General features: G+C 70.4%; 9 protein-coding genes and 1 pseudogene. 2 read left to right on the top strand and 8 right to left on the bottom strand.

Annotated features, from left to right (window positions below):
• Positions 1-56: 56 nt before the first annotated feature.
• The 5 genes from ACFQUZ_RS10735 to ACFQUZ_RS10755 form a co-directional block, all read right to left on the bottom strand.
• The gene (locus tag ACFQUZ_RS10735) at positions 57-2,057 is read right to left on the bottom strand and encodes an endo-1,4-beta-xylanase (RefSeq protein ID WP_377440790.1); all 2,001 of its coding nucleotides are present in this window, start codon (positions 2,055-2,057) and stop codon (positions 57-59) included.
• A 205-nt stretch (positions 2,058-2,262) separates the two neighbouring features.
• Positions 2,263-3,282 (bottom strand): LacI family DNA-binding transcriptional regulator, encoded by a 1,020-nt coding sequence (locus ACFQUZ_RS10740; protein WP_377440792.1) that lies wholly within the window; start codon positions 3,280-3,282, stop codon positions 2,263-2,265.
• Between the two features lie 62 nt (positions 3,283-3,344).
• Positions 3,345-4,232 (bottom strand): carbohydrate ABC transporter permease, encoded by an 888-nt coding sequence (locus ACFQUZ_RS10745; protein WP_377440794.1) that lies wholly within the window; start codon positions 4,230-4,232, stop codon positions 3,345-3,347.
• 14 nt (positions 4,233-4,246) lie between these two features.
• Positions 4,247-5,236 carry a carbohydrate ABC transporter permease gene (locus ACFQUZ_RS10750; RefSeq protein WP_377440796.1) on the bottom strand — a complete coding sequence of 330 codons (990 nt, stop codon included), beginning with the start codon at positions 5,234-5,236 and terminating at the stop codon, positions 4,247-4,249.
• A 2-nt stretch (positions 5,237-5,238) separates the two neighbouring features.
• Entirely contained in the window at positions 5,239-6,531 is a 1,293-nt protein-coding gene (locus ACFQUZ_RS10755; protein ID WP_377440798.1) for an extracellular solute-binding protein, read from the bottom strand.
• 258 nt (positions 6,532-6,789) lie between these two features.
• Between ACFQUZ_RS10755 and ACFQUZ_RS10760 the strand changes: the two genes are divergently transcribed.
• Both ACFQUZ_RS10760 and ACFQUZ_RS10765 read left to right on the top strand, forming a co-directional pair.
• Positions 6,790-8,412: a glycoside hydrolase family 43 protein gene (locus ACFQUZ_RS10760; RefSeq protein ID WP_377440801.1), complete on the top strand. Its 1,623-nt coding sequence runs from the start codon at positions 6,790-6,792 to the stop codon at positions 8,410-8,412.
• Positions 8,413-8,686: 274 nt separating this feature from the next.
• Positions 8,687-9,883 (top strand): endo-1,4-beta-xylanase, encoded by a 1,197-nt coding sequence (locus ACFQUZ_RS10765; protein WP_377440803.1) that lies wholly within the window; start codon positions 8,687-8,689, stop codon positions 9,881-9,883.
• Between the two features lie 153 nt (positions 9,884-10,036).
• On the opposite strand, the pseudogene ACFQUZ_RS10770 reads toward ACFQUZ_RS10765, so the two are convergent.
• From ACFQUZ_RS10770 to ACFQUZ_RS10780, 3 genes and pseudogenes are all read right to left on the bottom strand, one after another.
• Positions 10,037-11,286, bottom strand: a pseudogene (locus ACFQUZ_RS10770) (MFS transporter).
• A gap of 76 nt (positions 11,287-11,362) precedes the next feature.
• Entirely contained in the window at positions 11,363-11,878 is a 516-nt protein-coding gene (locus tag ACFQUZ_RS10775) for an FBP domain-containing protein (protein WP_377440805.1), read from the bottom strand.
• Positions 11,879-11,969: 91 nt separating this feature from the next.
• The gene (locus ACFQUZ_RS10780) at positions 11,970-13,583 is read right to left on the bottom strand and encodes an FAD-binding oxidoreductase (protein ID WP_377440807.1); all 1,614 of its coding nucleotides are present in this window, start codon (positions 13,581-13,583) and stop codon (positions 11,970-11,972) included.
• Positions 13,584-13,593 lie beyond the last annotated feature (10 nt).

Consider the following 13,593-nt stretch of genomic DNA (forward strand, 5'->3'; position numbering starts at 1 on the left):
ACCGGGGTAGTGGCCCACCCGGTCGAGGTGGGCCACTACCGGCTCGGCGGTCGGAACTATCCGGCGGTGCAGGTGAAGCTGCCGGCGACGGTGCTGTCACCGCCTGGCCGGGCGACCTGGAACCCGAAGCTGGTGCTCGCGTTGGGACCGAGAGAACCGTTGTAGGCGGCATTGCGGGCGGTCGCGGTCTGACCGCTTACCGTCACCGCCGCGTTCCACGAGCCGACGAGCGTCTGCCCGGACGGCAGGGTGAACGTGACGGTCCAGCCGCTGATCGGCGCGGTACCCGTGTTCGTGACGGTGACCGGCTGGATGACGTAACCGCCGTTCCACTGGGTCTGCACGGTGGCGGTGGCCGAGCAGCCGCCGCTCCCGCCGCCGGTGGTGGTGACGGTGACGGTGTTGGAGACGGGGGACAGGTTGCCGGCGGCGTCGCGGGCGCGTACCTGGTAGCGGTAGGTGGTGTTGGCGGTCAGGCCGGTGTCGGTGAACGACGTGGTGGTGGCGGTGCCGACCTGGGTGAAGGTGCCGCCGCTGGTGCCGGGGGCGCGCAGGATGTCGTATCCGGTGACGCCGACGTTGTCGGTGGCGGCGGTCCAGGACAGGCTCGCGCTGCTGGCGGTGACGCCGGACGAGGTGAGGGTGCCGGGCGCGGTGGGCGGAGTCGTGTCGTCACCCCCGCCGCCGGTGGTGGTGACGGTGACGGTGTTGGAGACGGGGGACAGGTTGCCGGCGGCGTCGCGGGCGCGTACCTGGTAGCGGTAGGTGGTGTTGGCGGTCAGGCCGGTGTCGGTGAACGACGTGGTGGTGGCGGTGCCGACCTGGGTGAAGGTGCCGCCGCTGGTGCCGGGGGCGCGCAGGATGTCGTATCCGGTGACGCCGACGTTGTCGGTGGCGGCGGTCCAGGACAGGCTCGCGCTGCTGGCGGTGACGCCGGACGAGGTGAGGGTGCCGGGCGCGGTGGGCGGGCTGGTGTCACCGCCGCTTCCGGCCGCCAGCGCGTCGTGCACGGCGGTGTACGACGGCTTGCGCTGGTAGTTCTCGTCGTAGATCAGCGCGGCGCCCTCGCTCGGGAAGGTGTCCGGCACCCACGAGTGCTTGTCGGTGAATCCCCAGATCGTGATGCCGGCGCACGCCGTCACCGCGAGGCAGGCGTCGACGACGTTGCGGTAGTAGGTCGCCTGGGTGGCGTCCTTGGCCGAGCTGCGCGGCATCTGGATCCGCACGTCCAGTTCGGTGATCCGCACCTGCACGCCCAGGTCCGCGAAGCGCTGGAGGTTCTGCTGGAAGCTGGTCGGGAAGCCGTACTGGGTGGCCAGGTGGGTCTGGAAGCCGACGCAGTCGACCGGCACGTTCTGCGCCCGCAGCGAGCGGACGAGGTCGTACATGGCGGTGCTCTTGGCGTTGATGCCCTCGACGTTGTAGTCGTTGATGCACAGCCGGGCGTCCGGGTCGGCGGCGCGGGCGTACCGGAACGCGTCGGCGATGAAGCCGGAGCCGAGCGTGTTGTACCAGAAGCTGGACCGGAAGCTGCCGTTCTCCTCGAACACCTCGTTGACGACATCCCACGACACCACCGCGGGATTGTTCGCGTAGCGACCCACCAGGGTGTTGATGTGGTCCTGCATGGCGGTGCGCATGGCCGAGGCGCCGAGGTTGTGCACCCAGCTCGACGTCTGGTTGTGCCAGACCAGGGTGTGGCCGTGCACCTGCTGGTTGTTGGCGGTGGCGAAGTTGACGATCTGGTCGGCGCCGGAGAAGTTCCAGTTGTTGTCGGACGGTTCGGTGGCGTCCCACTTCATCGCGTTCTCGGCGGTGATCTGGTTGAACTCGGTCTGCGCGATGGTCCGGTAGGCGGACTCGTTGGCCAGCGGGCCGGTGGCCGCGGCGAAGCCGATGAACTTGCCCTTGGCGGCGGCGTGCGTCCGCAGTGGCGCGGACGCTTCGGCCGGGGTGGCCGACAGCAACGGTACGGCGAGTGCCGCCAGCATGGCGAGCACCAGCGGGACCACGAGGCGGTGCCGGGACGGAGCGACCCGGGGACACGGATACGTCATGATCTCTCCTGAGCACGAATGGAAGGCGGCCTGCCCAGTGCTCCGGTTGGATCCGCCCGGTGGCGACACGCGGGCCCGGACTGCGGAGGCGGGACCGGACGGATCGATCACGTCGGAGGCACGACCGACATCGACTTACTGCGATCCCTATCGTGATCTGCGCGCAGCGGCGAGTCAACAACTTCCGGTAACTATCGGAGAGCGTCTATTGGTGGGACTCGGCCGCACTGTCCCGGACCACCAGTTCGGTGGCCAGTTCCACCCGCGGGCTCTCGATCCGCTCGCCATTCGCGAGCCGGAGCAGGGTGCGCGCGGCGAGCATGCCCATCTCGCTCAACGGCTGGCGGACCGTGGTCAGCGGCGGCGAACACCAGCGCACCTCCGGCAGATCGTCGAAACCCACCACGCTGATGTCGTCCGGCACCCGCAGGCCGCGCTGGCGGACCGCCTCGTAGACACCCAGTGCCATCTGGTCGCTGGAGGCGAAGATGGCGGTCGGCGGATCGGGCAGGTCGAGCAGCTTCGTCCCGCCGGCGAAACCGGCCTCGTGATAGAAGTTGCCCGGCTGGATCAGCGCGTCGTCGACGGCGACGCCGGACGCCTCCAGCGCCGCCCGGTAGCCGTCCAGCCGGGCACGGCTGCACATCAGCTGAGGGGGCCCCGCGATGAACCCGATCCGCCGGTGGCCGAGGCCGAGCAGGTACTCGGTGGCGCTCAGCCCGCCCGCCCAGTTGGTGGCCCCGATGGTGGGAGCGCCCTGCGGCGGCACACCCGCAGGGTCGACGATGACCACCGGGATGTTGAGCCGGCGCAGCTCGGCCTGCTGCGGCGGTTCGAGCGTGGAGGTCACGAAGATGACCCCGCTCGTCGACCGGGTGCGGATGTTGTCCAGCCACTGCTTCGCCGACGAGGTGCGCCGGTGGATGGCCGAGACGACGGTGCCGACTCCGGCCGCGTGCGCGACGTCCTCCACCCCCCGGATGATCTCCACGGCCCACGGGCTGTCGAGATCGGGAAAGACCAGGTCCAGCAGGCCGGAGCTGGCCCGCATGCTCGGCGGCCGGCGCCGGTATCCGTGCCGGGTGAGCAGCTCCTCGACCCGTTCCCGGGTCTGCGGCGCCACGTCGGACCGGCCGTTGATGACCCGCGACACCGTGGGCACGGATACCCCGGCCAGCCGCGCGATCGCCGCGATGGTTACCGTTCGGTTGTCACCCTCGGCCACTGGTCGCCCTTCCGCTCGGTGCCTGACTTCAGCCTTGACCCGGCCGTGTGCCGGGCCCTGACTCAGCCCTTGACGCTGCCCGCCAGGCCGCCGACGAGCTGGCGTTCGGCCACTGCATAGAAGCCGAGCGCCGGGACCATCGACAACACGACGTACGCCAGCACCCGGGCGGTGTCGTCACCATACTGACCCTGGAAGGCCTGCACACCGACGGGCAGGGTCCACCAGCTCTGGTCGGTGAACACCACGAGCGGCAGCATGAAGTTGTTCCAGCTCGCCACGATCGCCAGGACCGAGACGGTGGCCAGTGCCGGTCGGGCCATCGGCAGCAGGATCCGCCAGAAGAACCCGAACGCCGTGCAGCCGTCCAGCGTGGCGGCCTCCTCGACCTCGGCCGGGATCGTCCGGAAGAACTGGCGCAGGATGATGATGGTCACCGGCAGCCCGAAGGCGGCCTGCGGGAGGATGACGCCCAGCGGGTTGTCCAGCAGACCCAGGCTGCGGAGCAGGACGAACAGCGGCAGGATCGCCACCGCGAACGGGAACATCAGTCCGACGGCGAAGAGGGTGAACACGAGTTCCCGGCCGCGGAAGACGAACCGGGCGAAGACGAACGACGCCATCGCCGAGGCGCCCACCACGACGATCGTGGTGGCCAGCGCGATAAGCGTGCTGTTGGCGAGTTGTCGCCAGAACACCTCGTCGGCGAGGATGCCGGTGTAGTTCCCCGGCCGCCACGGGTCCGGCAGGCCCAGCGGGTTGGTGGACAACTGGCCGTTGTCCTTGAACCCGCCCAGGACGCCGAACCCGATCGGGATCACGATGAGCGCGCCGACCGCTATCGAGATGAGATGCAGCGTCAGGTGCCGGATCCGCTGCCCGGTCCGTCCGTTCGTCCGCGCCCGTCCACGCGTCGCCTCCGTCCGGCTGGTCGTTCCCGCCCCACTCATCGGCGCACCTCCACTCATCGTTGGACCCCCGCGGTGGTGATCGCCCCGGCGGTGTCCCGACGCAGCACGAAGCGCTGGTACGCGAGGGCGAAGACGAGGCTCAACAGGAACATGACGATGCTGATGGCGCTGGCGTAGCCCACCTCGAAGCGGCGGAAGCCGTACTGGTACATGGTCACCGCCATGGTTTCCGACGCGTGGATCGGCCCGCCCCCGGTGAGCACCCACACCATGTCGAAGAGCTGGATGGTGCCGATCACGGAGAGGAAGATGCTGATCCGGATGGTGGGGCCGAGCAGCGGCAGCGTCACGTGCCGGAAGGTCTGCCAGGCGTTGGCCCCGTCGGTGGTGGCGGCCTCGGTCAGCTCCCGGGGGATGCCCTGTCGGCCGGCCAGATAGAGGATCATGTGCAGGCCGAAGTACTTCCAGGAGATGACCAGGAAGAGGGCGTACAAGACGGTGTCCGGGTCGGCGAAGATCGCCCCGCCGACCTCGGTGCCGAACCATCGGGAGAAGGTCTCCCCGAAACCCCGGTTCGGCGAGAACACCAGGGTGAACAGCACCGCCGTGGTGACCTCGGAGATCACGTACGGGGCGAAGAACAGCAGCCGGTAGACGCCGCGCCCGCGCAGTGGCTGGTTGAGCAGCATAGCCAGGCCGAGCGAGACGGGTAGTTGGATGACAAGTGAGAGCGTGATCAGCACCAGCGCCCGCCACAGGTCACCCTGGAAGATGGGATCACCCAACGCCCGGGTGAAGTTGTCCAGGCCGACGTTCTGTTCGGGCAGGCCGAAGCCGTTCCACTTGAACAGGCTGCCGTACGCCGCGACCAGGATCGGCGCGATGACCAGCAGCAAAAAGAGTACGAGGGCGGGCGCCAGGAAGATCGCGATGGTGCCCAGCCGGCGGACGCCCGATCGGTCCCGACGGTGCGGCTCCGGCGAGATCGCCGGAGCCGCCGCCGGGACCCGGCGACCGGCCACGGGGTCGTGGATGGTCGCCATCGTTACTGGTTCTTCGCCACCGTGGTGATGTCCTTGACGATCTGCTCCGGACTCCTCCGCCCGGCGATCAGCTCGGCCACGCTGTCGTTGATCTGCTGCCCCACGGCAGGTGGGAACGCCTGGTCCAGGTAGAGCTGGAAGTCGGTCGCGTTGGCCAACCGCTCCGCGACGATCTTGCCGTTCGGGTCCGCGATGGCGTCGACGGCGGCCTTGTTGGTGGGCAGCACCGCGCCGGTTTCCGCTTCCCGACGCTGGTTGGCGTCGTCAAGCAACGTCTTGAGGAAGTCGACGGTCGCCGGGGGCGCGTCCTTGCCGACCGCGAAGCCGTTGCCCCCGCCCATCGCGTCCGTGAGCTGCCCCTTGCCGCCGTCCACCGTCGGGAACGGGAAGAACGCGAGCTTGTCCCCGATGCCCTTCTTGTTTGTTGACGAGGACGCCTGCACCGACGGGGCCCACTGGCCCATCAGCTCCATCGCCGCGCCACCGTTGCCCATCGTCGCCGCCTGCCCGTCGGGCGTGCCGTACTCCGCCCCCAGGAAGCCCTTCTGGAACGGCGCCAGATCAACCAGCTCCTTGAGCCGCTGGCCGGCGGCGACGAACTCCGGCAGGTCGAAGTTGCCGTCCTTGAGGGCGCTCTGGAAGATCTCCGTGCCGCCGACCCGCATCGCCAGGTACGCCCAGTAGTAGTGGCCGGGCCATTTCGCCTGGCCGGCCAGCGCGACCGGGACCACGCCCGCGGACTTGATCTTCTGTACGGTGGTCAGCAGCTCGGCCCAGGTGGCCGGCGGTGCGGTGATGCCGGCCTTGGCGAACAGGTCCTTGTTGTACCAGAAGCCGATCATGCCCGCGTCGAACGGAATGCCGTAGATCTTGCCGTCGATGGTGTACGGCTCGACCGCCGGTGGCGACAGCTTGCCGATCCACGACTGCACGTCCGCGGTGATGTCCTTGACCAGCCCGGCGTCGACCTGCTGCTTGAGCACGCCGCCGCCCCAGGACTGGAACAGGTCCGGCGGCGTTCCGGCCTGGGTCGCCGGGGTGAGCTTGGCCTTGAAGGCGTCGTTCTCCAGCGGTTGGATCTCGATCTTGACGTTGGAGTGCGCGGCCTGGTACTCCTTGGCCATCGCGTCCCAGACCGGCAACATCGGATCGGTGTTCTGGATGTGCCACCAGTTGATGGTCTGCTGACCGTTCGGGTCGTCGGAATCATCGCCGCCGCAGGCGCCCAGCAACAGTGCGCCGGTGCCCGCGCCGGCCAGGGCCAACAGTGACCTGCGGGAGATGTGCGCCGTCATGTGCCATTCCCTTCGAGGACGTGTGGAGCTCTCGGACCCGCCGATCGCTCGGCGGGAAGTGCGGAAATCCTGACCGGAAGTTTCGGCTTGATGCCGGTATCGATCCGTGTGATGGCCGGCACGTTACGACGCGATGTCCACCCCGGTCAAGGGGCTGTCCAACGTCGACCCAAACCGTTACGGTGAGCGGAATTCCGACACCAGGGGACCGACGACTTCCGGAACAATGCCGGAAGCAGAAGGCTGAAGGAGCCCACCATGTCGACCGAGATCGCAGACGTGGCCACCGCCCGGTCGATCCGCAACCCCGTCCTCACCGGCTTCCACCCGGACCCGTCGATCCTGCGCGTGGGCGACGACTACTACCTGGCCACCTCCACCTTCGAGTGGTATCCCGGCGTCCGGGTGCACCACTCGCGGGACCTGGTCCACTGGCGCGCGCTGGGCGGGATCATCACCGAGCGCCGGCTGCTCGACCTGTGGGGGTGCGGCGACTCCAACGGGGTGTGGGCACCCGATCTGTCCTATCACGACGGCCTGTTCCACCTGGTCTACAGCGACGTGGCCAGCTTCGCCAGCGGCTACTGGGACGTGCGGAACTTCCTCGTCACCGCGCCCGACATCGGCGGTCCCTGGTCGGATCCGGTGCCGCTACACTCGCGCGGCTTCGACGCGGCGCTGTTCCACGACGAGGACGGCAGCAGCTGGCTGCTGTCGATGAGCGCCGACTGGCGACCCGGCCGGGACCGGTTCGGCGGCATCGAGATCCAGCGGTACGACCGGGACCGTCGTCAGCTGACCGGCCGACCCGAGATCATCTTTACCGGCACGGCGGCCGGGCTCACCGAGGGGCCGCACATCTACCGGCACGAGGGTTGGTACTGGCTGATCACCGCCGAGGGCGGTACGAGCTGGGAGCACCAGGTCACCGTCGCGCGGTCCCGCAACCTGCACGGGCCGTACGAGGCACACCCGGACGGCCCGCTGCTCACCTCTCTCGGCCGACCGGACCTGCCCCTGCAGAAGGCCGGCCACGGCAGCCTCGTCCAGACCCAGCGCGGCGAGTGGTACCTCGCCCACCTGGTGGGGCGCCCCTACACCCCACTGGGCAACTGCGTGCTCGGCCGGGAGACGGCGATCCAGCGGGTGGACTGGTCCCCGGGCGGTTGGCCGAGCATCGCCGGCGGCGTCCCGGCCGAGGAGATCCCCGCGCCGGATCTGCCCGCGCACCCCTGGCCCACCGAACCGGCCACCGACGACTTCGACGCGCCCACGCTGGCCCCCTGGTGGTCCACCCTGCGCCGACCGGCCACCCCCGACTGGATCGACCTGCGGTCCCGGCCGTCGTACCTGCGGGTCCACGGCGGACAGTCGCCGGTCGGCCGGCAGGCGCCGAGCCTGGTGGCGCGGCGGGCGGCGGCGGCGCGGTGTTCGCTGGAAACGGTGGTCGAGTTCACCCCCGCCAGCCACCGCCACCTGGCGGGTGTCACCGGCTACTACAACAGCATGAACTGGCACCACCTTTACCTGACGCGCGCGGATGACGGCCGGGTGGTGCTGGAGCTGCTCAGTGCCGACAGCGGCCGGCGGACCGCCTATCCCGAGCTGACCGTCGACGCCAGCGACGCCGGACGGGTCGGCCTGCGGGTGGCGTTCGACGGGCCGGTGCTGCGCTTCGCGTACGACCTGGGAGCGGGGTGGCGGGACCTGCCGGTCGAGCTGGACGCGACGATCCTCTCCGACGAGCACGCCGCGGTGGTGGTCGACGGGGAACCGGAGGCCTGGGGGTTCACCGGCGCGTTCCTGGGTCTGTGGGTGCAGGACCTCGCCGGCGACGGCGGGTACGCGGACTTCGACGAGGCCACCTATCGGGAGTACTGACCGGCTACCCGGCTGGCGGGCGGCACCGGGGCGTCCGGCGCCGCCCACCGGCGTGCGCGGTCGCCGCCCGTCGGTCGCCTGACCAGGGCTTTTCGGTGGGCTGACGATGGACTTCCGGAAATACTCGGCGTTGACGGCCGGATGGCCTCTCCCTACTGTTTCGGGAAAGTTACGGATGTGGATCTCACGGGTCCCGGCACCCGCCGGTGCCGGATCGCGACAGCGATTCCACGACCGCCGGGGGCGGATCCACGGCCTACCGAAGGGAACACGGATGAACGTGAGACGGTGGTTGGCCATCGGCGCGGTCGCCGTCGCGACGGTGGCGACACTCGGCACACTTCCCGCCACGGCTGACCGTCCCGACCTCAACCCGGCCGAGCAGAGCCTGGGCGCCCTCGGCCTGCGCCACAACCTGTACCTCGGCACCGCGGTCGACATGGCCGCCCTGAACGACGCCGCCGACCCCCACTACCGGGAGATCGTCGGCTCGGAATTCACCTCGGTGACGGCCGAGAACGTCATGAAGTGGGAATCGCTGGAGCCCACCCGGGGCACCTACAACTGGGCACCGGCCGACGAACTCGTGGCCTTCGCCAAGCGAAACAACCAGCGCGTACGCGGACACGTGCTGGTCTGGCAGAACCAGCTCCCGGCATGGCTGACCGAGGGCGTGGCCGACGGTTCGATCGACCGGGAGGAACTGCGGACCATCCTGCGTAACCACATCACCACCGTGGTGCGGCACTTCAAGGGCAGGATCTGGCAGTGGGACGTGGTGAACGAGGCGGTCAGCGACCCGTGGGACGACCCGCCGACCCTGCACTACAAGGGTTTCTGGGCGCAACACCTCGGTCCGGGATACATCGCCGACGCCTTCCGGTGGGCCCGCGCCGCCGACCCCCACGCCCTGCTGTTCTACAACGACTACAACATCGAGGCGTTCGGCTCCGGCGACGCGGCCAACGACAAGACGCAGTTCGTCTACAACATGGCAAAGGAGCTGCTGCGGGCGGGCGTGCCGATCGACGGCGTCGGCAGCCAGGGCCACCTCGGCACCCAGTACCCCAACTACGACACCCTCCAGGTGGTCGACGCATTGCGGAAGTTCGCGAGGCTCGGTCTGGCCACCGCGTTCACCGAGGTCGACGTGCGCAGTCAGCTGACCGACGGGGTGCGGGCCGGCGACTCGGCCGAGGTCAACCCGCGGCTCCAGGCCTCCGCCGCCAACTTCCACGTGCTGCTCCAGGCCTGCCTGGCCGAACGGCGCTGCCTGTCCTTCACCGTCTGGGGCTTCACCGACAAACACTCCTGGGTGCCCGGCTGGTTCGACGACCCGCCCGAGGGCCTGGCCACCATCTATGACGAGAACTACCAGCCCAAGCGGGCGTACAACGTGATGCGGGCCGACCTGATCTACGCCGGCCCGCCGTACGTGCTGCCCCGCCTTCCGCAGCGGCCGCGCCGCTGACCGACCGGCGGTGCCGGTGCGTCGGGATCAGTTCCCCTCGACGCGCCGGCACCGCCCCGGGCGGCGCCGGCCCGTCGAGCCGGCTCCACCGTCGGGCCGATCTGCTCGTCGGTGCCCGGATCGCGGGGTGGGGTCGCGGACGGTCCACGCGCGTCACCCGGCGGGCGCGGTGGCATGGGCGTCCGCGTGGGCGATCCGGGTCATTTCCCGCCACAGCAGCACGACGAAGACCGCCGACCCGGCGAAGGCGAACCAGAACGGCGCCGTGACGCCGTACCGGGTGGCGAGCGCGCCGCCGATGACCGACCCGATCACCAGTCCACCGAAGACGCATATGGTGTTGATGCTGTTCACCCGGCCCTGCAGGTGGCTGGGGACGGCCCGCTGCCGGACCGTGACCGAGGTGGTGCCCCAGATGAACACGTGGGCGCCGAAGACGAAGAAGACCGCCGAGGCGACCCACGCGGACCTCGTGACGGCGAGACCCAGGTGGGTGAGGGTCTCGATGACCAGCCCGATCCGCATGATGTCGCCCAGGCTGACCCGGCGGGTGATCCGGCCGTACAGCGCCGTGCCGAGCAGCCCGCCGGCCGCCGACACCGTGGTGAGCAGGCCGAACCCGATGTCGCCCAGATCGAGGCGTTGCTGGGCGTAGAGCACCAGCACCGACCAGGCCGCACCGAACGTGACGTTGAAGATGAGGATGGTCAGGCACAACGTGCGTACCGCCGGGTGGCGCACCGTCCACCGGAAACCCGTGGCGATGTCGCGCCAGACACCCGACGCCGCCTCGGCCGGATCACGTTCGTGCGCCGGGAGCGTGATCCGGGACACCAGCAGCACGCCCGCCGTCACGAGCACGGCCTCGGTGACGAACGGCCACGCCTGGCCCGCGGTGAACAGGGCCGCCCCGATCGGTGGGCCGACCAGCTGGTTGAGCGTGATGAAGCCGGTCTGGATCCGGGCGTTGGCGGTCGCGAGGTCGTCGCGGTGCACCAGCATCGGCGTCAACTGGTGGACGTGTTGTCCGCGAAGACCTCGGCGGTGGCGACCAGGCCCAACGCGAGCAGCACCGCGAGCACCGCAGCGGTGTCGGTGACCACCATGATGACAAGCGCGGCCAGCACCGCGACCCGAGCCACGTTGGCCACCATGACGATCCGGCGCCGGTCCAGCCGATCCGAGAGCACCCCGGCGTACAGGCCGAACACCAGCGGCGGCGCCCAGCGCAGCAGGGCCGCCAGCGAGACCAGGAACGCGTTGTCGGTGAGCGACGCCACCAGCAGCGGACCGGCGGCGATGGCGATGCCGTCCCCGAGGTTCGTGGTCCACGACGACGCCAGCAACCACCGGTAACCCGTCCCCAACCGGGCCGGTACGACGGCCTCGACAATCCTGCTCACGAGGGCGGAACACTACCGCCGTCCGTCGGCAGCGGCTACGGATATCGGGGCATCACGCCGGACGGAGCGCCGCCGCTCAGCGGGCCGCCGCGCCGGCCGCGACCACGTTCTCGACGAACGCCTCCACGTGCAGGCGTAGCCGTTCGATCCGGTCCGCCTGGGCGATTGTCTCGTTCATCCGGGTGATGGCGTCCGACTTCAGCAACCCGCGTACGTAGAGCGAGCACTGCAGGTCGGTGCAGATGTACGTGCCGACGCTGTTGCCGTTGCGGCCGGCGGCCCCGGTCAGCGGCGCGGCGAAGAGCGTGACACCCGAGGAGGCGTGCAGGGTCATGCAGAGCGAGCACATGGTGCTCTTGGTCAGCGACTTCGCCGTCTTCGTCGCCGCCCGCAGCACCAGGCCGACCCAGCGGTCGCCGGCCCGGGTGACCAGGCAGGCCCGGTCGGGCGCCTTCGGATCACGCCAGCCCAGGAAGTCGAGGCGGTCGAAGTCGACGGCGTCGAGCCGTCCGGGCAGCGCGATGCGGGACCGTTCCCCCCGCGTGCAGTTGACGAACGAGGCACGCAACTCGGCCTCGGTGATCGGATCCATCTGGCGACCGTACGAGTTCGCCGGCCGGTGGCCAACGCATTTCCGGCTCGGCGGCGGACGCCCACAGCGGCCGCCGGGTGCGCGAGCGCGGTCAGTTCGGTCGGTCGACCAGGACGCCGGGGTTGAGGATCCACGCCGGATCGACGGCGCCCTTGACGGCGCGCAGCGCCTGCCCCACGAGGTCCGGGCGCTGCCGGTCGTACCAGGGCCGATGATCGCGGCCGACGGCGTGGTGGTGGGTGATGGTGCCGCCCGCGGCCAGCAGGGCCTCGGACACCGCCGCCTTGATCTGGTCCCACTGCGCCACCGTGGCGCCCCACCGCCCGGCGGCGTACACCCCGAAGTAGGGCGCCGGGCCGTCCGGGTAGACGTGGGTGAACCGGCAGGTCACCAGGCCGGTCGCGCCGACCGCGCGGAACGCCTCGCCGGCCGCGTCCAGCACCGCCGCCCGCAGCGTGGGAAACCGATCCCAGGTGCAGGCGGTCTCGAACGTTTCCACGATCATCGACCGGGCGGCGAGCGCGTCGCGCTGGTACGGCATCCGCAGGAACGACGACCGCCAGGTGTCCGTGGTGGTGTCGCGCGCTCGGGGCGTGTCCGGATCGGTGGCGCGGGGCGGTTCCGGCAGCGTGCCGCCGTGGCCCTGACACAGCTCGACGGCCCGGTCCAACGCCGTGGTGACCGGGTGGTCGGCTGACTCGAAGCCCAGCACCAGCACGCCGCCGGTGGTGGCGGTGCCGGCGTTGAGGAACGCCTCCGCCGGGTCGAGCAGCCGGCAGTTGGCCGGGTGCGACCCGGACTGGGCGACGGCCCGGGTGGCGGCCACCGCCGCGTCGTACTCGTCGAAGTGGACGGCCGCGGCGGCCCGCCAACGGGGTCGGTCCTGGAGCCGCAGCCACGCCTCGGTGATGACGCCGAGCGCGCCCTCCGAGCCGAGGAACAACCGGTCGGGTGACGGTCCCGCCCCGGAGGCCGGCAGCCGGCGGGACTCGCTGACGCCGGCCGGGGTGACCACCCGCAGCGACTCGACCAGGTCGTCGATGTGGGTGAGAACCGTGGCGTAGTGCCCGCCGGCGCGGGTGGCCAGCCAGCCGCCGACCGTGGAGAACTCGAACGACTGCGGGAAGTGCCGCAGCGTCAGGTCATGCCGGCGAAGCCGCGCCTCCAGCGCCGGCCCGAGGATGCCGGCCTGGACGCGGGCCGCCCGGCTCGTCCGGTCCACCTCCACCACCCGGCCGAGGCGCCCGAGGTCCAGGCTGACCGCCCCGGAGTATCCGCCGGCCAGCCGCGGCTCGACGCCGCCCACCACGGACGAACCACCGCCGTACGGGATCACCGCGACCGTCTCGCCCGCGCACCAGTCGAGGATGTCGACGACGTCCCCTTCGGACGACGGGCGCACCACCAGGTCGGGCACGTTCCGGACCTGTCCGTGCAGGTTCCGGACGATGTCCCGGAACGCCTTTCCGTGGGCGTGCGCCACCCGGTCGGTCGGGTCCGCCGAGCACAGCCGCGCGAGGGGCGCTGGCGGGGTCACCCGTGGCGGGCGTACCCCCAACTCGGTGACGGGCGGCGGGGCGTGCGCGGTCAGGTCGGCCTCGGGCAGCAGGGTCCGTACGCGGTCGGTAAGCGCGGTGGCCTCCGCGCCGGTCACCGCGTCCTCGACGGTGCCCCACCCCCACCAGGACCGGTGCTTGCCCGGCATCGAGCCTCCC

The organism is Plantactinospora sp. GCM10030261 (assembly GCF_042666615.1).
In the GTDB taxonomy this organism is placed as follows: domain Bacteria; phylum Actinomycetota; class Actinomycetes; order Mycobacteriales; family Micromonosporaceae; genus KBS50.

Excerpts from the sequence above, each read along its gene's own strand:
- ACFQUZ_RS10735 (WP_377440790.1), bottom strand. The coding sequence starts at position 2,057 with ATGACGTATCCGTGTCCCCGGGTCGCTCCGTCCCGGCACCGCCTCGTG.
- ACFQUZ_RS10745 (WP_377440794.1), bottom strand. The coding sequence starts at position 4,232 with ATGAGTGGGGCGGGAACGACCAGCCGGACGGAGGCGACGCGTGGACGG.
- ACFQUZ_RS10750 (WP_377440796.1), bottom strand. The coding sequence starts at position 5,236 with ATGGCGACCATCCACGACCCCGTGGCCGGTCGCCGGGTCCCGGCGGCG.
- ACFQUZ_RS10755 (WP_377440798.1), bottom strand. The coding sequence starts at position 6,531 with ATGACGGCGCACATCTCCCGCAGGTCACTGTTGGCCCTGGCCGGCGCG.
- ACFQUZ_RS10760 (WP_377440801.1), top strand. The coding sequence starts at position 6,790 with ATGTCGACCGAGATCGCAGACGTGGCCACCGCCCGGTCGATCCGCAAC.
- ACFQUZ_RS10765 (WP_377440803.1), top strand. The coding sequence starts at position 8,687 with ATGAACGTGAGACGGTGGTTGGCCATCGGCGCGGTCGCCGTCGCGACG.
- ACFQUZ_RS10775 (WP_377440805.1), bottom strand. The coding sequence starts at position 11,878 with ATGGATCCGATCACCGAGGCCGAGTTGCGTGCCTCGTTCGTCAACTGC.
- ACFQUZ_RS10780 (WP_377440807.1), bottom strand. The coding sequence starts at position 13,583 with ATGCCGGGCAAGCACCGGTCCTGGTGGGGGTGGGGCACCGTCGAGGAC.